Source organism: Bacillus methanolicus MGA3, from assembly GCF_000724485.1.
GTDB classification, from domain to species: domain Bacteria; phylum Bacillota; class Bacilli; order Bacillales; family Cytobacillaceae; genus Bacillus_Z; species Bacillus_Z methanolicus_A.
Genome location: NZ_CP007739.1, coordinates 872,375 through 894,724 on the forward strand (window position 1 = coordinate 872,375; position 22,350 = coordinate 894,724).

A 22,350-nucleotide genomic window follows, 5' to 3' on the forward strand; every position below is an offset into this window, starting at 1 on the left:
CTTTTTAATTATAAATATTCAAACATGAGGTGCGCTAAATGGACGGATACCTGCATTTGAAAAACGGAGAAACATTTAAAGGCATTTGGCTTACTGAATGTCCGCAAAAAGATATCGAAGGAGAAATTGTCTTCTATACCGGGATGACTGGCTATCAGGAAGTATTGACAGACCCTTCATATAAAGATCAAATAATCGTTTTTACTTACCCGCTGATCGGCAATTACGGTATAAATGAACAAGATTTTGAAAGCAAACAGCCTCATGTTGCGGGTGTAATTGTATATGAATCAAATGATGCAACAGGACATTATGAAGCGAAATATTCCCTTAAGCAATATTTGCAAAAATGGAGCATACCTATGCTTGGGCATATTGATACAAGGGCAGTTGTAAAGAAAATTCGCGACTTCGGAACAATGCCTGCTGTTATGTCATTAAAAAAGGAACCAACACAACTGAAATTTTTCTTAAGTACAAGCCAAAAAGTGTGCAAAGTATCGGAACCGAAAATTTGCTCTTATGGAAAGGGCGATATTCATATTGTTCTGATTGACTTTGGATATAAAAGATCAATTCTCGCTTCATTATTAAAAAGAAATTGCCGAGTAACAACTGTGCCATATGATACATCTTTTGAGACGATTAAAGAATTAGAGCCAAATGGCATTCTTTTATCAAACGGACCAGGCGATCCAAAAGATTTATCTGCTATATTGCCAACATTAAAAAAAATCTTAAAGGAATATCCTGTTTTCGGAATATGTCTTGGCCACCAGTTAGCGGCACTTGCTCTTGGAGCAGATACAAAAAAACTTCCTTTCGGGCACCGCGGTGCCAACCATCCGATCATGGATATCAAACAAAAGACTGTCTTTATGTCTTCACAAAACCACAGTTATGTTGTAGATGAAAAAAGTTTAACAGGAACCGGCTATAAAGTTCGGTTTTACAATTTACATGATCAGTCGATTGAAGGCCTTGTTCATGAGAATTTGCCGGTTCAAACCGTGCAATTCCATCCGGAAGCCAATCCAGGCCCGAACGATGCTGATTATCTTTTTGACGATTTTATTGAAATGGTTAAGGCTTACAATGGGAGAGAAATAGCATATGCCTAAAGATCAAACTATAAAATCAATTCTCGTAATCGGGTCCGGCCCGATTGTCATCGGCCAGGCCGCTGAATTTGATTATGCAGGTACACAAGCATGCCTTGCCCTTAAAGAGGAGGGCTACCGGGTAATACTTGTGAACAATAATCCTGCAACCATTATGACCGATCATACTTTTGCTGATTCGATTTATTTTGAACCGCTTACGGCAGATGTATTGGAAAAAATCATTGAAAAAGAACGTCCGGATGGACTCCTTGCGACGCTTGGAGGACAAACTGGATTAAATTTAGCCTTCCAGTTGAGTGAAAATGGAGTTCTTGATAAATATCAAGTGAAATTACTTGGCACCTCAATTGAGTCAATAAAAAAAGGCGAAGACAGAGATGCCTTTAGGCAATTAATGAAAGACCTTGGGGAGCCTGTGCCGGAAAGCAAAATCGTCCATAAGGCTGAGGAAGCTTTCCAGTTTGCGGAAGAAATCGGATTTCCTATTATCGTCCGTCCGGCCTATACACTCGGAGGTTCAGGGGGTGGAATAGCCAATAATATGGAGGAGCTTTCCGCTCTCATAACAAGAGGCCTCAATGAAAGCCCAATCGGACAATGCCTCGTTGAAAAAAGTATTGCCGGATACAAAGAAATTGAATATGAAGTGATGAGGGACAAGAGCGGCACATGCATAACGATTTGCAATATGGAAAATATTGATCCGGTTGGCATTCATACAGGTGATTCAATCGTCGTTGCTCCGTCCCAAACATTAACGGATGACGAGTATCAAATGCTGCGGTCAACAGCGATCAAAATTATTTCGGCACTTGAAATAATCGGAGGATGTAATATCCAATTTGCTCTTGATCCAAACAGCAAGCAATATTATTTAATTGAAGTCAACCCTCGTGTGAGCCGTTCTTCAGCTCTCGCTTCAAAGGCGACAGGGTATCCGATTGCTAGAATGGCAGCAAAGCTTGCGGTCGGCTATACATTATCTGAATTGATTAATCCGGTAACCGGTGACACATATGCAAGCTTTGAACCAGCTCTTGATTATGTAGTTGTCAAATTTCCAAAATGGCCGTTTGACAAGTTCCCGAACATAAACAGAAAACTCGGGACACAGATGAAAGCAACAGGAGAGGTAATGGGAATCGACAGAAATCTGGAACGTGCTTTATTAAAAGCCCTTCATTCTCTTGAAATAAACAATTGCGACTTAAAGCTTCCGGGACTGGAACTTAAGTCAGAAGAGCAATTGGCAGAAATTTTAAGCGGACAAACAGATGAACGGTTTTTCGTTGTTTTGGAATGCATTCGCAGAGGCTTTACATTGGAACAAATCCATAAAGCAACAAAAATTGACTTATTTTTCTTACAATGTTTTGAACGGTTGATCAACATTGAAAAACAAATCAAGTCATTAACTTTTGAGACAGTTTCAAAGGAACAACTTGCTTTCTTTAAAGAAAAAGGTTTTAGCGACAGGTTTTTAGCAACTGAATGGAACGTAACGGAGAAAGAGATCAGGCAAAAACGAAAAGAATTTGGAATATTGCCTGTTTATAAAATGGTTGATACGTGCGCAGCTGAATTTAAAGCCAATTCAAACTACTTTTATTCAACCTATTTTGGTGAAAATGAGCAATTACCTTCTATTAAAAGAAAAGTCCTTATTATTGGGAGCGGTCCGATCCGCATCGGTCAGGGGGTTGAATTCGATTATTGTTCTGTTCATGGCGTTTATGCTTTAAAGCAGGAAAATATTGAAACAATTATGGTAAATAATAACCCGGAAACAGTCAGTACTGATTTTGCAACAGCTGATCGCCTTTATTTTGAGCCATTGACTCTGGAAGATATTTTAAACATTATTGAATCCGAAGGTATTACTGAAGTTATTGTCCAATTCGGGGGGCAAACTGCCCTAAACGTAGCAAACGAGCTTGAAGAATATGGTGTAGAACTTCTCGGTACAAATTCTGATACGATTGATGTATTGGAAGACAGGGAACGCTTTTATGAGTTGCTTGATCGAGTAAAGATTCCACATATCAAAGGGGATATTGCCTATAGCCTAGAAGAATTGCCGGAGAAAGTAAAAGAAATCGGTTATCCTGTCCTGCTGCGTCCATCTTACGTAATCGGCGGCAAAGGAATGGAAATTATTAGAAATGACTACGATTTGAGATTGTTCCTGCAAAGAACGGATATTTCTTTCCCTATATTGGTCGATCAGTTTTTGCATGCAAAAGAAGCAGAAATTGATTTAGCAGCAGACGGAGTAAACATATTGGTGCCGACCATTATGGAACATATTGAAAAAACCGGCGTCCACTCCGGAGATAGTATGTCTGTCCTTCCCGCGAAAAATCTCTCAGCCATTGCAAAAGAGAAGATGTTGAAGTATGCAAAAACAATTGTGCAGGAGCTTCAATATAAAGGAGTCATGAATATTCAATATATTATTGACGGTAATGATGTTTACGTCCTGGAGGTTAATCCGCGCGCTAGCAGAACGGTTCCGATTGTCAGCAAAGTTACAGGGGTTCCATTGATCCAAATTGCGACAAAAATATTGCTTGGGAAATACATTTTGTCGGAATCGAAACATTGTATGGAAACAGCTTCTTTCCATTGCATTAAATATCCGGTTTTTTCAAATTTCGCTTTAAACGGATTGGACCCGAAAGTAGGGCCTGAAATGAAATCTACGGGAGAGGGAATATGCCTTGCTCAAAATTTTGAAGAAGCATTAAGAAAAGTGTTTCATCCGGTTTTAAAAGACAGAACGAAGAAAAACCGAATTATTTGCGGGAATGGGGAAAAGCTTTCTGAACTCCGCCCATATGCTGAGCGCCTAGGAATTGAACTTAAGAAAGCATCCGATTTAAAGAAAGACGAATTACAATCCGATGTACTCGCGTATTATAGTACGAATGAATCGAATGAAGATCAAAAACTGAGAGAAATTGGAACAAAAAACAGGATTCCAACCTTTAGTGAAAAAGAAACATTGATGGCCTTTTTCTCAGCAATGAATGCAACGAATTTACAAGTAACTCCAATTGAAGAATGGCACGAAAACAGAGTAAAGGATGTGACAGTAGTATGATGTCAATTCAAGCAAATGCTATTAAGTCGGATTTAAAGGGAAAGGATTTTTTATCTTTAGCTGATCATTCTGCAGGCACAATCGAAGCTCTGCTTAAAAAAGCAAAACAAATGAAAAACGCACCGGAACAATTTTCTTCTTTATTGAAGGGGAAAATACTTGGGATGATATTTGAAAAACCGTCGACAAGAACACGCGTTTCTTTCGAAGCCGGGATGCTGCAGCTGGGGGGGCATGCATTGTATCTAAATAGCAATGATTTGCAGCTTGGCAGAGGAGAAACGATTGCAGATACAGCCAAAGTTTTATCCCAATATATAGATGCCATTATGATCCGAACTTTTTCACATTCGATTGTGGAAGAATTGGCATATCATGCTGATATTCCTGTTATCAATGGCCTTACAGATTTGTCACACCCATGTCAGGTTTTAGCTGATTTGTTAACAATTCAAGAGGTTAAAGGAACTTTTAAAGGATTAAAACTTGTTTATATTGGAGACGGAAATAATGTTGCCCACTCATTATTGATCGGTGCCTCGAAAATGGGCATTGATGTTACAGTTGCTAGTCCGCCTGGTTATGAACCAAATTCAGAGGTTGTTTCTCTCGCGAAGGCTGCAGCATCTGAAACTGGCTCTCAGGTTCATATTTTAAATGATCCGTTCGAAGCTGTTATTGGAGCGGACATTATATATTCTGATGTTTGGACCAGTATGGGACAGGAACAGGAAAATCAGCAAAGATTAAAGGTTTTTAAAGATTTTCAAGTGAACGAGCGTCTTGTAAAAAACGCAAAGGACGATTTTCTGTTTTTACATTGTCTGCCGGCACATAGGGGAGAGGAAGTTACCGCAGAAATTATTGATGGCAGCCATTCTGCTGTCTTTCAACAAGCCGGCAACAGGCTTCATGTTCAAAAGGCGCTTTTAGCAGAAATTTTAAAATAACAACAAGGTCTTCTCTTTACTAGAGGAGGCCTATTTTCTTTTATAAAGGAAAAACAGACAAGGGAATGAACTTGGAAAGGAAGGAGAATAATAAGCAAGAGAAAGGCAAAAGGAGGTTTAAAGCAATGGGACAAAACCGTCATTTCCGCCCAGGCCAAAAAGCTCCCAATAATGGAATATATATTGAAATCGGTGAAACAGGGAGCAATGTAAAAAATCCGCAGCAATTAAAACTAAAAGCCGGAGATAAGTTTCCGGAAACGTCAAACCATAATCGTATTTGGACATATCAACGAAAACCTTAATAATTTTTCTTCAGCCATCCAATGCGGGTGGCTTTACATATGCAAAAAATTGCTTTTATAATATAGCTAAAGGTCAAAAAAGGTCAGACGGGAGGTGCAGCAATGGACATTAATCGAATGACAGAACGGTTGCAGCAAGCCTTTTTAAGGGCACAAACATTGGCGACTCAAAATCAGCATCAGGAAATTGATGATGTACATATATTTTTAGCTCTTTTGGAAGATGAGAATAGCCTAGTTCATTCTATTTTGGAAAAACTTCAACTTTCTTCAAACGATTTTAAGAATAAACTCGAAAATTTGTTAGCTAAGAAACCGCAAGTCATAGGGAGCGGTGTTGAACAAGGAAAAGTTTATATCACTCCTGTTTTACAAAAGGTGTTAGCAGAAGCTGAAACCCAGATGAAGCTTTTTAATGATGAATATTTGTCTGTTGAACATATCCTGCTTGCAGCTATTAATACAGAACAGTCAGCAGCAGGTCAAGTGTTAAAAAATTTTCGGGTCACAATTCAATCGGCATTAGAGGCAATTAAAGAAATTAGGGGGAATCAGAGAGTGACAACACAAAACCCGGAATCTACCTATGAAGCATTAAAAAAATACGGAAGAGATTTAGTGGCGGAAGTAAAGGAAGGAAAAATTGACCCAGTTATCGGTAGAGACAGTGAAATTAGAAATGTCATTCGGATCCTTTCAAGAAAAACGAAAAACAACCCCGTCTTAATCGGTGAACCGGGAGTAGGAAAAACTGCGATTGTTGAAGGCCTCGCACAGAGAATTGTACGAAAGGATGTTCCAGAGGGACTGAAGGATAAAACCATTTTTGCTCTTGATATAAGCTCATTAATCGCAGGGGCCAAATTCCGGGGTGAATTTGAAGAAAGATTGAAAGCTGTATTAAATGAAATAAAGAGAAGTGAAGGGCGCATCCTTTTGTTTATTGACGAGCTTCATACGATTGTTGGAGCCGGGAAAACAGAAGGGGCTATGGATGCAGGAAATATGCTGAAACCGATGCTTGCCAGAGGAGAATTGCATTGTATCGGAGCGACAACCCTTGATGAACATCGGAAATATATTGAAAAGGATCCGGCACTGGAGCGAAGGTTCCAGCCAGTGCTCGTTCAGGAACCAAATGTTGAAGATACGATTTCAATATTAAGAGGTTTAAGAGAGAGATTTGAAATTCATCATGGAGTCAATATTCATGATCGGGCGCTCGTTGCTGCTGCTACTCTTTCAGATCGTTATATTACGGACCGTTTTCTTCCCGATAAGGCAATTGATTTGGTGGACGAAGCATGTGCCATGATCAGGACGGAAATTGACTCGATGCCTTCCGAACTGGACGAAGTAACGCGAAAAGTGATGCAACTAGAAATTGAAGAGGCTGCATTAAGAAAGGAAACTGATGAAGCAAGTAAAGAGCGGCTGGAAGCTCTTCAAAAAGAATTAGCGGATATGAAAGAAAAGGCAAATTCTATGAAAGTGAAGTGGATGTTAGAAAAAGAAGCGATTCAAAGAGTTAGGGAAAAACGTGAAACACTTGAAAGACTTCGCAGAGAGCTTGAGGAAGCTGAAAATAATTATGATTTAAACAAAGCAGCCGAACTGAGACATGGGAAAATTCCTGCTTTGGAAAAAGAATTAAAAGAGCTAGAGAATGAAGAGAAAGAAAAACAGGGAAGCCGATTGCTTAGAGAAGAAGTTACCGAAGAAGAAATTGCTGAAATTGTTTCACGTTGGACGGGTATTCCAATCTCAAAGCTTGTTGAAGGAGAAAGAGAGAAACTTCTACGTCTAGAGAGTATTTTACATGAACGAGTAGTTGGACAAGATGAAGCAGTAAACCTTGTATCAGATGCTGTTTTACGTGCAAGAGCAGGGATTAAAGATCCAAACCGTCCGATCGGATCGTTTATTTTTTTAGGCCCAACTGGTGTAGGGAAAACAGAGCTTGCTAAAGCTCTTGCCCAGTCATTATTTGATTCGGAAGACCATATTATTCGAATTGATATGTCTGAATATATGGAGAAACATGCCGTATCACGGTTAATTGGAGCTCCGCCGGGATATGTAGGGTATGAAGAAGGAGGACAATTAACAGAAGCTGTAAGAAGAAATCCATATTCAGTTATCCTGTTAGATGAGATTGAAAAAGCGCATCCGGAAGTGTTTAATATTTTGTTGCAAATGCTTGATGACGGTCGGATTACTGATTCTCAAGGAAGGACTGTTGATTTTAAGAATACGGTAATCATTATGACATCAAATATTGGATCATCTATTCTGCTTGAAGGAACGAATAAAGATGGAGAGATTACAGATGAAACAAAAGATAAGGTGTTATCTCAATTGCGTGGTCATTTCCGTCCGGAATTTCTTAACCGTGTTGATGAAATCATTTTATTTAAACCGTTATCATTTGAAGAAATAAAACAAATTGTAGCAAAACTGATTTCTGACTTACAGAAAAGACTTAACGATCAGGAGATCCGCTTAGTAATTACAAATGAAGCACAAGAATACATTGCCGAAAATGGTTTTGATCCCATTTATGGAGCAAGACCGCTTAAACGATTCATTCAGCGTCATGTTGAAACAAAACTGGCAAGAGAAATTGTCAAAGGAAGCATTAGGGAACAAGCCGTAGTGGAAATTGGAATTGAAAATGGAGAAATCACATTAAAACTGAGACAAAATGAAACTTCCATCAGTGGAGACCTCACTGTTCGTTAATGAAGGGATAAAGAGGCTGTCTCAAAAGCCTAAGGGTCAGACCCCATAACACAATAAATGGGACATAATGTTGGATAAATGTGCTATACATTGATAAATGCACATGAGGTCAGACCCTTATGAGACAGCCTTTTTAATGCTTTTCAACAGGATCGTTCGGCAAAATCAGCGGAACAATATAAATGAAGATCGTTGCAGCGACTGCTAAAATGGAACCGGTTGTTAAATCATACTTAGTACCGATCATTGAACCAGTTACATAAGCCAACATTTGGATAAGAAGAAAAGTCCAGAAAAATGTCCAGAAATATCGCACCTTATTCACCTCTTATGTATTAAAGTCCATTTTAATATTACCATACCACTATTAAATATTAAACGCCATTTTATTATTTTCACTTCATGGGCATAAATATGTTTTTTACACACTTCTTTTTCCAAATTGGGCCATCTACCCTATCATCAACAGTGAATCTTCATACATTAATATGAACAAGTCTGTTAAAGGAGTGTTTGACATGGAGCACCGGAACTTTCAATTGGATACCGAATGGAGTATCATCCATTATCCCGAAAGACCTAAAGGTTTCGGTATCCTAATTATTGGAGATGATCGGAATTTTGTCGATGAGGAAAGCAGTTTTTGGCTTCAAAATGAAGGAAAAAAGGCTTTGCTTCGAACATTGAAGCGGGAAGGCTATACAGTATTTTATTCAAATTTTTATGGGAAGAATTGGGGAAGTAAAAAAGCGGTAAATCTGGCGAAACGACTATACAACCATATTATGAGAACGGAAATTATTAATAGTAGAATCCATCTTTTAGCTGAAGGAATGGGAGCATTAACCGCTATAAAATTAATGATGGAAATGAAAGAAAATATCAGATCGGTTATTCTGCTAAATCCTATCCTATCGTTATCGCATCATTTGGAATATGAAAAGGAACGCAAGTTTTTTTACAAAAAGCTGCTGAAAGAGCTTTCCATAGCTTATGAATTAGAACCAAAAGAAGTGGAGAAAATCATACTTTCGAAAAAAGATTTGCCGGTGTTTCATTCTGGGCATCCTGTGAAAATTATTTACATTTTGACAAGAAATCAAAATTTTTCCCAAAGAAACCTTATCGATGATTTATCCACAAAATGGGAAAATGAGTATTCATCTGTATCGAAAACCTACCTAATCCCGGAAAAACAGCAACAGCTTGCTAATCAAATTGTACGGTTTATGAATAAACATGAGAAAATTCTTTAATTCCATGGACTCCCTGAAAAGAAATAAATCATATAAACCGAGCATAAAATAAAGGGAATGTGTTTCAGGGAGGCATTAATATGGACAAGGCAGTGATCATTGGAACATACGAGTTTTTAGGTTTTAGTCTTTGTAAAAGTTTGCTTGAGAAAGGATATCAAGTTAACGGGATTCATTTAGACCTTGAAGAGGAAGATTTTTTTCTTGAAGAAAAGCGGATGGAAGTAGGCAGAAATGCAAATTTTAACGAATTGTCATTGGAAGACTGGAAACAACAAAACTTTAGAGAGAGCGATTCGGTATTAATCATTATTTCAGTTTATGATTATTTTGTAAAAAATAAAATCCGTGCGCTATTAAAAGACAAGCAGTTTTGGAACACATCTTATCCTCGGTTTATTAAATCAAAAATTTTGATGCTATTGCCAATTCAATTGTTAGTAAAAAATAATGAAGAAATAAGAGAAGAACATGAATTGGACGTACTTCATGATTTATTTGAAAAATTCACAGATCATCCATCACTAACATCCGTTTATATTCCCACTTTATTTGGTCCGTGCCAACCCCAACAATTTATTTTTCAGCAAACTTTTCTTCACCGGCTTGGCAATAATGTAAAGCCTGTTTTGAAAAATCACGAGTGGATTTTTGATGCAATTTATATCGAAGATTCTGTAAATAAAATTTTTGATATTTTTGAAAAAAAGAGCATTAAAAGCTGTTACTTAAAGAATACAGTTAATGACAGCTGGCTGAAATGCGCAAAATCACTTGCGATTGAAACGAATGAAGTCAGAGGAACTGAAAAAGAAGACCTTTTTATTGATAGCAAAGTCCCGGCTGAAAGTGTCGAGGCAAGCGGAGAACTTTTAGATGGACTTAAGAAACAAAAAGACCATTTAGAACGCATTTTATCTTTTAATAACATGTGGTTGGAATAATATTGTAATAAAGGAAAGAACTTTTCATTTCATTTTGTTGAAGGTAGAATGAAAGAGATAACTGTCTATATCGGGACGATTGTCTCAGTTTTTAACTATCTGGAAAAAGCTTTGCTTATTTCCATCTTTTCTTTATCGGGAGAGGCTGAGTGAAGGAGATGCAATGGATGTTAAAACGTTTCGGAGTCATTCTTTTATGTCTTCTTGTATTGGCTGGATGTGAGCAGCCGACCAAAACTGGTAAATTAAAAAAAGTAGGTTTGCTTGTGCCTGATACAGTAAACGACCAGGTTTGGGGAACAAAAGGATATAAAGGAATGCTGAAAATCCAATCTCGTTTTAACGTAGATGTTTATATTAAAGAAGGGATGAATTCTGAATTAAGAGTAGAACGAGCCGTAAAAGAATTTGACCAAAAAGGAGTCAATTTAATTTTCGGGCACGGGAATGAATACGCTGAGTATTTTAATAAAATTTCAAAAAATTATCCGAATATTCATTTCGTTAGTTTTAATGGCGACGCTAAAAATAAAAATACAACAAGTTTAAATTTCCAAGCCTATGCGATGGGTTTTTTTGGTGGGATGGTAGCTTCTCATATGACAAAAAAGAACAAGGTAGGAATCATTGCAGCTTATGAATGGCAGCCTGAAGTTGAAGGTTTTTACGAAGGTGCGAAATTTGAAAATAAACAAGTGGACGTAAATATCCAATATGTTGGCCAATGGGATGATGACCAGACAGCAATGACAATTTTAGACAATATGATTAAGGCTGGTGTGGATGTCGTTTATCCTGCCGGTGATGGCTATAACGTTCCGGTTATTGAAAAAGCCAAAGAGCAGGGACTTTTTGCAATCGGCTATATATCTGATGAATCCGACCTTGGCAAATCAACAGTTTTGACAAGTACAATTCAGCATGTTGATAAGCTTTACGAATTAGTAGCAGAACAATATAACAACGGTAAACTCAAATCCGGAAATCTACATTTTGATTTTAAAGATGGAGTCATTTCTCTCGGGGAGTTCAGTCCACTGATAGATGATGAATTTAAAGCTGAAATAAATTCGTATATTGAAGATTATAAAAAAACCGGAAAACTTCCAAATGAGTAGGCATACAATATTAGAAAAACATTAATAATTGTAAAGCTGCCACTTATTTATGGCAGCTTTACTTATTCTTTTTTATAAACTGATTAATAATTGGAGTAATCTTATTTAAAATTGGCTTTAATTGTTTGGCAGAATCCAACAACATATCGATATTTTCCATAAGCAGCATATAATCAATTTGATCTCCGTCATTATTTGATCGAAAGTCCTGAGCTTTGCTTTCTGGTAGCTGTCTTCTCGGGCCGAACATGAACCTTCTAAAAGGATCCTCTTGCATCTTATCAACATTTGGTATATCTTTTGATTTTGATGCATTTTCCATCGTTTTAACCTCTTGATCTTCTTTTTGTGCATCTTCCATTTTCTTAACCTCCCTTAAAATAATTCCTTGTTAGTACATTATGTAATTATCTGCAGTTCGGTATAGACAATTGTTTATAATAGCGAATAGAGTCAGCATTTAATATATTGCATCACACATAAAACATTTGATAAAATTAGTACCAAGTCATAATAATTGATAATAACCTGTATTGTTAATCATGTTTAAAATGAAAAAGGTAAAGGAGTTGTCTCCATGAACGCAGGAATAATTGGAATAGGCAGAAGCTTGCCTGAAAAAATAGTAACAAACTTTGATTTGGAAAAGATAATGGATACGTCAGATGAATGGATTCGGACAAGAACAGGAATTGAAGAGCGCAGGATTGCCGATGACCAAACAGATACATCGGATATGGCATACGAAGCAGCTGTAAAAGCAATTGAAAATGCAAACATATCCGCTGAAGAAATCGATCTTATTTTAGTAGCAACAGTAACTCCAGATCAGCCATTTCCATCAGTAGCCTGTATGCTTCAGGAAAAATTGGGGGCAAAAAAGGCTGCTGCCATGGACATCAGTGCTGCGTGTGCAGGCTTTATGTATGGAATGGTAACGGCAAAGCAGTTCATTGAGACCGGGACTTATAAATATGTTCTCGTAGTCGGCGCGGAAAAACTATCGAAAGTTGTTAATTGGGAAGATAGAAATACCGCTGTATTATTTGGAGATGGAGCAGGTGCAGCTGTTATGGGGCCTGTTTCGGAAGGAAGGGGCATTTTATCATTTGAACTGGGGGCTGATGGTACAGGAGGAAAACACCTTTATCAGGATGAATATGTGATTATGAATGGCCGGGAAGTATTTAAATTTGCTGTTAGGCAAATGGGAGAAAGCAGCATAAATGTACTAGAAAAAGCCGGATTATCAAAAGAAGATGTCGACTTCTTGATTCCACATCAAGCAAATATACGAATTATGGAGTCTGCCCGCCAGCGTTTTGAGCTTCCTGAAGAAAAAATGTCAAAAACAGTTCGTAAATATGGGAACACTTCAGCAGCATCGATTCCCATTTCAATCGTTGAAGAAGTTGAAGCTGGCAAAATAAAAGACGATGATCTCATTGTAATGGTAGGTTTTGGCGGCGGCTTGACATGGGGTGCCATTGCAATGCGCTGGGGACTTTAATCACTTAAATTTTTGATTGCTCTTTTCGCAGACTATGTTGTTATTGTTAAGATTGTAAATGTCATTCTATAATAAAAATCTATAGGGTTTCCAATTTGCCTGCGAATAAACGGTGCGTTTGATGCGGGTTCTGGCATCAAGCAACTCATAGGTTTTCTAAAAGCAAAAATTTACTTAAAAAAGAATTTTGGGCTCGATGGCTGGTGCGCGCCTTTATGGTTTCTAAAAGAAAAAAATTTTGGAAAAGAGCGTAAAAGGAGATGCAAAACAAATGGAAAAACGTAGAGTTGTTGTAACTGGAATAGGTGCTGTAACACCTCTCGGCAATGACGTTGATACTACTTGGAACAACATAATTGCAGGCGTCTCGGGAATCGATCTTATGACGAGAGTAAACCGGGATGAATACCCTGCTAAAGTTGCTGCAGAAGTAAAAGATTTTAACCCTGAAACCTTTATTGATAAAAAAGACGCAAGAAAAATGGATCGGTTCACTCAATATGCTGTAGCTGCCTCTTTAATGGCAGTTGAAGATGCAGGGCTTGTTATAAATGAAGAAAATGCAAATCGAATAGGTGTTTGGATCGGATCGGGAATCGGCGGTATGGAAACCTTTGAACAGCAGTTTGAAACGTTTTTAAACCGCGGCTACAGAAGGGTCAGCCCGTTTTTTGTGCCAATGATGATTCCTGATATGGCAACCGGACAAGTATCGATCATCCTCGGGGCAAAAGGATTTAATTCTTGTACGGTAACAGCTTGTGCTACCGGCACAAACTCGATTGGCGATGCATTTAAAGTCATTCAGCGCGGAGATGCAGACGCAATGATCACAGGAGGGACTGAAGCACCGATTACAAAAATGGCGGTTGCAGGCTTCTGTGCTAATACTGCTTTATCAACGAATCCAGATCCAAAAACTGCGAGCCGACCATTCGACAAAAACCGTGATGGTTTTGTTATGGGAGAGGGCGCAGGAATTATTGTTCTTGAAGAACTTGAGCATGCGAAAGCACGTGGAGCAAAGATTTATGCTGAAATAGTTGGCTATGGTGCGACAGGTGATGCTTATCACATTACAGCTCCAGCTCCTGCTGGTGAAGGTGGAGCACGTGCCATGAAAATTGCCATTAAAGACGCGGGTTTAAGACCTGAGGAAATTCAATATATTAACGCGCATGGCACAAGTACCGAATATAACGATAAATATGAAACGCTGGCAATAAAAGAAGTGTTTGGGGATCATGCTTACAAATTGGCGATAAGCTCGACTAAATCAATGACAGGCCATTTATTGGGAGCTGCCGGTGGAATTGAAGCGATCTTTACTGTTTTAGCATTAAAAGAAAGTATATTGCCACCAACGATCAATTTGGAAACACCTGATCCGGAATGTGATCTTGATTATGTTCCAAACGAGGCGCGAAAGCAGGAAATCGACGCAGCTATCAGCAACTCGTTTGGATTTGGCGGCCATAATGCGACCATTGTGTTTAAGAAATACAGGGACTGAAATTGAACGGGGGTTTCTCCCGTTCTTTTTTTTAAAACTTTTTGACACATTTTCACACATGAACGCAAAACCCGAATTCACCATAAACTAGCATAAACAACTGCAGCAGGGGAGTGAAGTGATCTGGGAATCCTCCGCACTGACGAATGGCTGGAAAAGGATTTTGAACGACCTGTGGATATATGCAGCAAATTATTGGGGGAATTTTCTGAACAGAATCCTCGAAGCATCTATGAGTATTTGCAGGGGTTTGGAATGTACCGTCCGAATCCGCGCAGCCGAAGATGCTTTGAAGAACTGAAAATGGACGATATTTGGAAGAAAGCAGAAGGCATTTTTCAACGATATAAAACAAAATGGAACGGACCAGACATTCCTGTTTATATTTTTCCGATCAATGAAAGGAGAAAGATTTTTGGTGAAAATAGCGCAGGAAAATCTGGAGTTTCATTTAAAGACAAAATGTTTCTCTTCTTAACACCCTTAAAAAAAGAAAAAGAATTAGAATCAATAATTGTTCATGAATATCATCATGTATGCAGAATGAACAGGCAAAAAAAAGATACTGAAAATTATACATTGCTTGATTCGATCGTTCTCGAGGGATTGGCTGAGCATGCTGTTCTGGAATACTGCGGAAAGGAATATTTAGGTCCATGGTGCAATTACTATACAAAAAATGAGCTTTCTTTTTTTTGGAAAAAATTTTTGTCTGATCATCTTTCTGTGAAACGAAACGAAAACATACATGACCATTTATTATATGGTCGTGGAAGGTACCCAAAGCTACTTGGGTATGCGTTTGGATTTTATATGATCTCGCAATATAAAAGCAAACAGAAAAATTATTCAGATAAAATTTCTTTTCTTTTGCCTTCGGAAAAATTCATAATTAAAAATGACTATTAACAAACTGCTAAAACACTATAAAGCCCAGAACAATGGGTTTTTTTGTTTTTAAAAGTGTAAAAGTAAGAAATAAAGGCTGACATGCATATGTATAGTAGGGAATAGGACAAGATAAGGGGTGATTGTTGCATGGTACAAGTACTTGAAGAGTGGGAATATGATAGTTAGATTATTTTTCTTTTTGCTTGGATTTAGTCTGGCAGTCTCCGGTGGAATCAGCATAGTCGCCTATTTAAATTTGTTGGCAACTGGTCATGGATTAATAAATTATTTACAATTTATTAGCACCCGCATTGAATGTTATTTTCTTCCCTTTGGCTTAATTCTTATTTCACTTAGCATATATTCATCACCATTCAATAAGTTCAAAAAAATATAAAAAATGTTGGCAGAAAAAGAATAATTTGGAATAATTTTTTCCGCCTCTGTCCATACTTAATGACAAACAGTTACTTGAAGTGAGGGGTTATGATCATGTTGTATCTTCATGATGTTTGGGTGAACTGGTTTGAAGGGGAAGAGAACGGATATAATGTCTGCCAATTTTATGAATGGCGAAAAGATGACAGAATAGAATTATTAGACCAAGTACCGCTTCTAAAAATTGATGCCATCTTATTTAATTATATTGAGAACGATCTCTCAGAATTGCCTCAACAGCTTTTGAATGATATCTTCCAAAAAGCGTTTTTACGGAAAAACCACGAAAGAATCCAACTTGATTATTGTTGTGTAGTATCAGATGGGACAGGCATTATGGCCATTGACACAATTGGTTATAATATCCCAATCCGAAAAAGCAGGTTAATTCCAAGACAAGAACAGCTTGTATATGAAATGCTTGAAAACCAAGAAACCCTCTTTTATAGTTTTCATGACCTATCATCATTGAAAAATTTCCATATTTTGTCGCCTGAACCTGAATTAATGAGAGGATTGACGAGGAAAGAAAGACAATTAAAACAATTGTTGTTTATGGCGCTTGATCAATTGAAATCTTCACAAAATGTCGCGGAAGTCCGCTACTGGTATACTGAATGGTGTCCTGAAAAGTACCTAGAAATTCAACAATTGCAATTCGATGATGTTTGGAAGATGCTATTTGAGGCAACAAAAATTGGATGGTCAAACAAGCATGAACAATTTTGTGAAAATATCATAAAAGGCCAACCGTTTTTTGAGAAGTTGTGGGAAATGGAACATGGTCCAAAAGTAAATTAAAAGGAGCTGACAAAACAGCTCCTTTTTTGTGTGTTATTTCCTTTTTCTTCCTAGACCCATGGCATTTTCCATTTTTTTAAGCATTTTATTTGCAACATAATTCGCTTTTTCTGCACCTTGATCTAAAATTTCATCTAGCTCGCTTGATTCCATCAATTCATAATATTTTTGCTGGATAGGTGTTAATGTATTTATAACTACTTGTGCAAGGTCAGCTTTGAATTCTCCATATCCTTTTCCCTCATATTTCTCTTCAATTTCCGCAATCGGCTTATTGGTTAAAATCGAATAAATGGTAAGCAGATTGGAAATTCCAGGCTTATTGTCTTTGTCAAATTTGATGATTCCTTCTGAATCGGTCACGGCGCTTTTTATTTTCTTTTCGATTTGTTTAGGGTCATCTAAGAGAGTGATAAAAGCTTTTTGATTCGGGTCGGATTTGCTCATTTTTTTAGTAGGATCTTGGAGAGACATAATCCGTGCTCCTACTTTCGGTATTCGCACTTCAGGAATCGTAAAAATGTTATTGTATTTTTTGTTGAATCTTTCAGCTAAATCGCGTGTAAGTTCCAAATGCTGTTTTTGGTCTTCTCCAACCGGAACTAAATCTGTATTGTATAGTAAAATATCCGCTGCCATTAAAGGCGGATAAGTTAATAATCCTGCAGAAACCGCTTCTTTCCCTGCTGATTTATCTTTAAATTGGGTCATTCGCTCTAATTCACCGATATAGGAGATACATTGCAGCATCCATCCGGCCTGGGCATGTGCTGGCACTTCCGATTGAATAAATAAAGTTGCTTTATTAGGATCAATTCCAACAGCTAAATAAAGAGCTGCCAGACTTCTAATATTTTTTCTTAATTCGAGCCTGTCTTGCGGAACGGTTATTGCATGCTGATCCACAATGCAAAAATAACAATTGTATTCATGCTGCAGTTCAACGAATTGCTTCATAGCGCCTATGTAGTTGCCAATTGTGATCGTGCCGCTCGGCTGAATACCTGAAAAAATCGTTTTCATTAAATTTCCTCCTTTAAAATCCAGATTGCTGGCTTGAGCAGCAAAAACTGAAAGTAGATCAAGATGGAAACGAAATAAAAGAGACCATTCGTTCCTAAAAAATAGGGACGAATGGTCCGCGTTGCCACCCTAATTACTCCTAAGAGTCACTCATTGAGGCTGTCTCATATGGGTCTGAACTCATGTGTATTTATCAATATATAGCACATTTATCCAATTATTATGTCCTATATATTGTGTTATGGGGTCTGACCCTTAGGCTTTTGAGACAGCCTCGTCCCTTTTAACGCAAGGAACGCGCCGGAAATTACTTTATCGTAGGATAATATTCTTCCCGGGGCTCAAAAGTCCATTCCGTTCGCCTGGTTGTTTGTTTCCACCTGCCACAAACTCTCTGAAAACCGATGGACGAACGTACTACTCTTTATCATTGCCGCTCTGTAATTATTAGTCTTAAGTAATAAATAAAATATCCTAAATAAGTAAAAAAATCAAGGGGAGCAAGAGAAATATGATTCACAAGGGATATTTACCTTTTTTTGCTGCAAAAAGACCATAAAAATCAAATTTTTTAAAAATGTTTTTAAAAAAATTTATCGAAAAAATTCTTGATTTCAAGATATTTTTGCTAATTTCTTTGTTCAAATATTATTTTCTGCAATGAAAACCTACTTGCAATAATTTTTTTAACTATTTATAATAAACCTAACAAACGCTTTCATTACGAAATTGTTACAAATCCTTCAAAAAACTGTAAAACTCAGGGGATTACAAAGTTTATAATTCACGATCATTCTTTTAACTCTTCGAAATTTTCAGAATAAAGAGAATGATATTAAGAAACTTATAAACTTGTTTTTTTTATGTACTTTAATTTTTTTATGTACTTTAAATAGTTTGGAGATTTATATTATTTAAATTGACAGATTATTTAAGAAATATACCTGAGGCGTACAGTTGTTTATAGAAGGAAGGACATTTCGTAGGAACGTTTGCGGAATTTTTTATAGGGGGGTAAAACCGTGAAAAAAAGATTATCAATCTTTTTTAGCATGTTGCTTGTTTTAAGCATGTTTCTTGCTGCATGTGGAGGCAAAAACAATGCTGACAGTGACAAAGGAGGAGACGGCGGAAAAAAATCGGACGTGCCGCAAGAATTACGTGTAAACATTAAAACTGAGCCGTTCTCATTAAATCCAGGATTGGCAAATGATTCAGTTTCCGCCAACGTATTATATCAAACTTTTGAAGGTCTGACTCGCATAGACAAAAATGGCGAGCCTCAGCCTGCTATGGCAGAAAAAATTACTAAGTCCGATGATTTAACAAAGTACACATTTAAAATTCGCAAAGATGCAAAATGGACAAACGGAGACCCTGTAACTGCCCAAGACTTTGTATATGCTTGGAAGTGGGCTCTTGATCCTAAAAACAAATCTCAATATGCCTACCAGCTTTATTATATTAAAGGTGCACAAGCTGCTAACGAAGGCAAAGGTTCCCTTGACGATGTAGGCGTTAAAGCTATCGATGATAAAACTTTGGAAGTTACGCTTGAAAATCCAACTCCATACTTCCTGGAGTTAACAGCGTTCTATACTTATTTCCCTGTAAACAGCAAAATTGCTCAAAAAAATCCAAAATGGTATACCGATGCAGGTGCAAATTATACTTCTAACGGACCTTTCAAAATGGTTCAATGGTCGCACAGTGACAAAATCGTTCTTGAAAAGAACGAAAATTACTGGGATGCAGATGCTGTAAAACTTAAAAAAGTTGAAATGTATATGATCAACGATCCAAACACTGAGCTTTCTATGTTTGATAACGGGGAATTGGATTGGGCAGGTAAGCCATTTGGAGAACTTCCAACTGACGTTCTTCCGCAATTGAAGGATGAAGGTAAACTTCATGTTAAGCCAATTGCAGGTACTTACTGGTATAAGTTCCAAACTGAAAAACCGCCTTTAAACAACAAAAACATTCGTAAAGCGTTAGCTTATGCAATCAACCGTAAGGCTATCGTTGAAAATATCTCTCAAGGCGGAGAGATTCCTGCGATGGCGGCTGTTCCTCCTTCAATGTTTAAAGAAAACGAAAAAGGATATTTCAAGGATCATGATGTTAAAAAAGCAAAAGAGTTCTTGGCTAAAGGTTTAAAAGAACTAGGTTTAAAAGATGTTTCTCAATTGCCGACAATCACTCTTTCTTATAATACAGATGAAGGGCACCAAAAAATTGCACAGGCAGTTCAAGATATGTGGAAAAAAGATCTTGGCATTAACGTAAAACTTGACAATTCTGAGTGGAACGTTTATATAGACAAGCTTCACTCTGGTGATTATATGATCGGCCGTATGGGCTGGCTTGGTGACTTTAACGATCCGATCAACTTCCTTGAACTGTACCGCGATAAAAATGGCGGTAACAACGATACAAGATGGGAAAATCCTCAATTTAAGAAACTCTTAATCGATTCACAAAAAGAAAGCGATCCTGAAAAACGTACGCAAATGCTAAAAGACGCTGAAAAAATCTTTATCGAAGACATGCCTGTTGCGCCAATTTATTTCTACACTAACACTTGGCTGCAAAAAGACAACTTGAAAGGTGCGGTTGTATCTGGTTTGGGAGACGTACAATTAAAGTGGGCATATCTTGAATAAGCCGTAAAATTGAATGAAAAATATCCAAAGGTATATGGGCTTTCTGTCCATATACCTTCGTTTCTGAATAAAGCACTTTATTAGAAAATAATGGAGGTGTGTCTGTTGGCAAAATACATTGCAAAACGTTTGCTGTATATGGGAATATCCTTATGGTTAATTATTACAGTGACGTTTTTCTTAATGAGATTAGCACCAGGAAACCCTTTTACATCTGAAAAAAAATTGCCTCCTGAAATTGAGGCGAGCCTTAATGAGCATTACGGTCTTAACAAGCCATGGTATGCCCAGTACGGGGATTATCTAAAAAGAATTGTTGAATGGGATTTAGGTCCTTCATTTAAATATAAAGCACGCACCGTTAATGATTTAATTAACGAAGGCTTTCCAGTTTCACTGGCACTGGGAATTGAAGCAATCTTAATTGCAGTTGCATTTGGTATTTTATTAGGAGTCATTGCAGCACTTAAACATAATAAATGGCAAGACTATTCAGCTATGGTTATTGCTGTTGCAGGAATTTCAGTTCCGTCATTTATCATGGCAACGTTCTTGCAATACTTCTTGGCTATTAAGTGGGGTATTTTCCCAGTTGCACGCTGGGAATCATTTATGCATACTGTTTTGCCGGCTTTGGCGCTTGCTTCAACGCCAATGGCGTTTATTGCTCGTTTAACACGTTCAAGCATGCTCGAAGTGTTAAGTAATGACTATATTAGAACTGCAAAAGCAAAAGGTCTAAGCCAGGGTGTTATCACGATGAAACATACGATCCGAAATGCTCTCTTACCTGTTGTTTCCTATTTGGGACCGCTTTCTGCAGGGATCATTACTGGAAGTTTCGTAATAGAAAAGATTTTTGGTATTCCAGGTTTGGGCAGCCACTTTGTCACTAGCATCACCAATCGCGATTACACCGTCATCATGGGTGTAACAGTCTTCTATAGTATTTTACTTTTAGCGTCTATTCTCCTTGTCGACATTGCGTATGGTTTAATTGACCCACGCATCAAATTGGCAGGCAGGAAGAAAGGAGAGTAACAATGCAGCAGATATCAAAAGAAAAGTTTCAAATTGTTGGACCAAAAACATCAGACGCAGAAAAAATCTCAAAACCTAGTCTTTCTTTCTGGAAAGACGTGTCTATCCGTTTTAGAAAAAACAAACTTGCCATGTTTGGTGTTGTACTTTTGATATTACTTATTATCATGGCGATCTTTGGACCATACATGACAAAATTTGATTATGCAACAAACGATCTAACAAATACCAATAAGCCGCCTTCATCTGAGCATTGGTTTGGTACAGATGATCTCGGCCGTGACATTTTTGCTCGGACATGGCAAGGTGCGCGAATTTCCATTTTTATCGGAGTGGTAGCGGCACTTGTTGACTTTTTTATCGGTGTTCTCTGGGGAGGTATTTCCGGTTATAAAGGCGGACGCACTGATGAAATTATGATGCGTATTGCCGATATCTTGTACGGTGTTCCTTACTTGCTCTTAGTTATTATATTAATGGTTGTGTTAGGACAAGGTTTAGGAACAATGATACTTGCCATGACGATAACTGGCTGGATTAATATGGCACGGATCGTACGCGGACAAGTATTGTCATTAAAAAACCAGGAATATGTACTTGCAGCCAAAACGTTAGGAGCAAGCACATCGCGCATTATGATTCGCCACTTAATTCCGAATACAATGGGTCAAATTCTTGTAACAATGACATTGACAATTCCTTCAGCTATCTTTGTTGAATCATTCCTTAGCTTTCTAGGACTTGGTTTAACACCTCCGTTAGCCAGTTGGGGTACGATGGCGTCAGAAGGTCTTCCGGCATTAAGATACTATCCATGGCGTTTATTCTTCCCTGCAACGTTTATTAGCTTAACAATCTTCGCATTTAACGTGATCGGGGATGGACTGCGCGATGCATTAGACCCAAGATTACGCAAATAAGGGAG

Annotated in this window: 18 protein-coding genes and 1 other annotated feature; of the genes, 15 read left to right on the plus strand and 3 right to left on the minus strand. The window is 37.7% G+C overall.

From position 1 onward, the window contains the following. Positions 1 to 38 precede the first annotated feature (38 nt). The 5 genes from BMMGA3_RS04355 to clpB all read left to right on the plus strand — a co-directional run bounded on the left by BMMGA3_RS04355 (position 39) and on the right by clpB (position 8,224). Positions 39 to 1,121, plus strand: a complete 1,083-nt coding sequence (locus tag BMMGA3_RS04355; protein WP_004433573.1) for a carbamoyl phosphate synthase small subunit — start codon at positions 39 to 41, stop codon at positions 1,119 to 1,121. Continuing rightward, positions 1,114 to 4,227: a carbamoyl-phosphate synthase (glutamine-hydrolyzing) large subunit gene (locus tag BMMGA3_RS04360; protein ID WP_004433574.1), complete on the plus strand. Its 3,114-nt coding sequence runs from the start codon at positions 1,114 to 1,116 to the stop codon at positions 4,225 to 4,227. Before BMMGA3_RS04355 ends, BMMGA3_RS04360 begins: the two co-directional genes overlap by 8 nt. After that, positions 4,224 to 5,177 carry an ornithine carbamoyltransferase gene (argF, locus tag BMMGA3_RS04365; protein WP_004433577.1) on the plus strand — a complete coding sequence of 318 codons (954 nt, stop codon included), beginning with the start codon at positions 4,224 to 4,226 and terminating at the stop codon, positions 5,175 to 5,177. Before BMMGA3_RS04360 ends, argF begins: the two co-directional genes overlap by 4 nt. A 125-nt stretch (positions 5,178 to 5,302) precedes the next feature. Then, a complete protein-coding gene (locus BMMGA3_RS04370; protein WP_004433579.1) occupies positions 5,303 to 5,482 on the plus strand; it encodes a YjzC family protein in 180 nt (59 codons plus the stop codon). 102 nt (positions 5,483 to 5,584) lie between these two features. Then, entirely contained in the window at positions 5,585 to 8,224 is a 2,640-nt protein-coding gene (clpB, locus tag BMMGA3_RS04375) for an ATP-dependent chaperone ClpB (protein WP_004433581.1), read from the plus strand. A gap of 133 nt (positions 8,225 to 8,357) precedes the next feature. Here the strand turns inward: clpB and BMMGA3_RS04380 are convergent, their stop codons facing one another. Further along, positions 8,358 to 8,540: a YjzD family protein gene (locus BMMGA3_RS04380; protein WP_004433583.1), complete on the minus strand. Its 183-nt coding sequence runs from the start codon at positions 8,538 to 8,540 to the stop codon at positions 8,358 to 8,360. Positions 8,541 to 8,742: 202 nt separating this feature from the next. Here BMMGA3_RS04380 and BMMGA3_RS04385 point away from each other — a divergent pair, with 202 nt between their 5' ends. The 3 genes from BMMGA3_RS04385 to BMMGA3_RS04395 all read left to right on the plus strand — a co-directional run bounded on the left by BMMGA3_RS04385 (position 8,743) and on the right by BMMGA3_RS04395 (position 11,542). Next, entirely contained in the window at positions 8,743 to 9,480 is a 738-nt protein-coding gene (locus tag BMMGA3_RS04385; RefSeq protein WP_004433585.1) for a hypothetical protein, read from the plus strand. An 80-nt stretch (positions 9,481 to 9,560) separates the two neighbouring features. Next, positions 9,561 to 10,424 carry a hypothetical protein gene (locus BMMGA3_RS04390; protein ID WP_004433587.1) on the plus strand — a complete coding sequence of 288 codons (864 nt, stop codon included), beginning with the start codon at positions 9,561 to 9,563 and terminating at the stop codon, positions 10,422 to 10,424. 167 nt (positions 10,425 to 10,591) lie between these two features. Then, positions 10,592 to 11,542 (plus strand): BMP family ABC transporter substrate-binding protein, encoded by a 951-nt coding sequence (locus tag BMMGA3_RS04395; protein WP_004433592.1) that lies wholly within the window; start codon positions 10,592 to 10,594, stop codon positions 11,540 to 11,542. A gap of 58 nt (positions 11,543 to 11,600) precedes the next feature. On the opposite strand, the gene BMMGA3_RS04400 is transcribed toward BMMGA3_RS04395, so the two are convergent. Beyond that, entirely contained in the window at positions 11,601 to 11,903 is a 303-nt protein-coding gene (locus BMMGA3_RS04400; protein WP_004433594.1) for a hypothetical protein, read from the minus strand. A 216-nt stretch (positions 11,904 to 12,119) separates the two neighbouring features. Between BMMGA3_RS04400 and BMMGA3_RS04405 the strand changes: the two genes are divergently transcribed. The 4 genes from BMMGA3_RS04405 to BMMGA3_RS04420 all read left to right on the plus strand — a co-directional run bounded on the left by BMMGA3_RS04405 (position 12,120) and on the right by BMMGA3_RS04420 (position 16,695). Continuing rightward, positions 12,120 to 13,052, plus strand: coding sequence for a beta-ketoacyl-ACP synthase III (locus BMMGA3_RS04405; protein WP_004433595.1), 933 nt, complete (start codon positions 12,120 to 12,122; stop codon positions 13,050 to 13,052). A 271-nt stretch (positions 13,053 to 13,323) separates the two neighbouring features. After that, a complete protein-coding gene (gene fabF, locus BMMGA3_RS04410) occupies positions 13,324 to 14,565 on the plus strand; it encodes a beta-ketoacyl-ACP synthase II (protein WP_004433597.1) in 1,242 nt (413 codons plus the stop codon). A gap of 195 nt (positions 14,566 to 14,760) precedes the next feature. After that, complete coding sequence (locus BMMGA3_RS04415; protein ID WP_237712819.1) at positions 14,761 to 15,474, plus strand: DUF2268 domain-containing putative Zn-dependent protease; 714 nt, start codon at positions 14,761 to 14,763, stop codon at positions 15,472 to 15,474. Between the two features lie 474 nt (positions 15,475 to 15,948). Next, the gene (locus BMMGA3_RS04420) at positions 15,949 to 16,695 is read left to right on the plus strand and encodes a YjbA family protein (protein WP_004433599.1); all 747 of its coding nucleotides are present in this window, start codon (positions 15,949 to 15,951) and stop codon (positions 16,693 to 16,695) included. Between the two features lie 33 nt (positions 16,696 to 16,728). Here BMMGA3_RS04420 and trpS read toward each other — a convergent pair whose 3' ends face one another. Further along, the gene (gene trpS / locus BMMGA3_RS04425; protein ID WP_004433600.1) at positions 16,729 to 17,718 is read right to left on the minus strand and encodes a tryptophan--tRNA ligase; all 990 of its coding nucleotides are present in this window, start codon (positions 17,716 to 17,718) and stop codon (positions 16,729 to 16,731) included. Between the two features lie 100 nt (positions 17,719 to 17,818). Then, positions 17,819 to 18,158: a binding site (T-box leader), on the minus strand. A 582-nt stretch (positions 18,159 to 18,740) separates the two neighbouring features. Here trpS and BMMGA3_RS04430 point away from each other — a divergent pair. The 3 genes from BMMGA3_RS04430 (at position 18,741) to BMMGA3_RS04440 (ending at position 22,345) form a co-directional block, all read left to right on the plus strand. Continuing rightward, positions 18,741 to 20,384 carry a peptide ABC transporter substrate-binding protein gene (locus BMMGA3_RS04430; protein WP_004433603.1) on the plus strand — a complete coding sequence of 548 codons (1,644 nt, stop codon included), beginning with the start codon at positions 18,741 to 18,743 and terminating at the stop codon, positions 20,382 to 20,384. A gap of 105 nt (positions 20,385 to 20,489) precedes the next feature. Continuing rightward, positions 20,490 to 21,425: an ABC transporter permease gene (locus BMMGA3_RS04435; protein ID WP_004433604.1), complete on the plus strand. Its 936-nt coding sequence runs from the start codon at positions 20,490 to 20,492 to the stop codon at positions 21,423 to 21,425. A gap of 2 nt (positions 21,426 to 21,427) precedes the next feature. Continuing rightward, positions 21,428 to 22,345 (plus strand): ABC transporter permease, encoded by a 918-nt coding sequence (locus tag BMMGA3_RS04440; protein ID WP_004433605.1) that lies wholly within the window; start codon positions 21,428 to 21,430, stop codon positions 22,343 to 22,345. Positions 22,346 to 22,350: the final 5 nt, after the last annotated feature.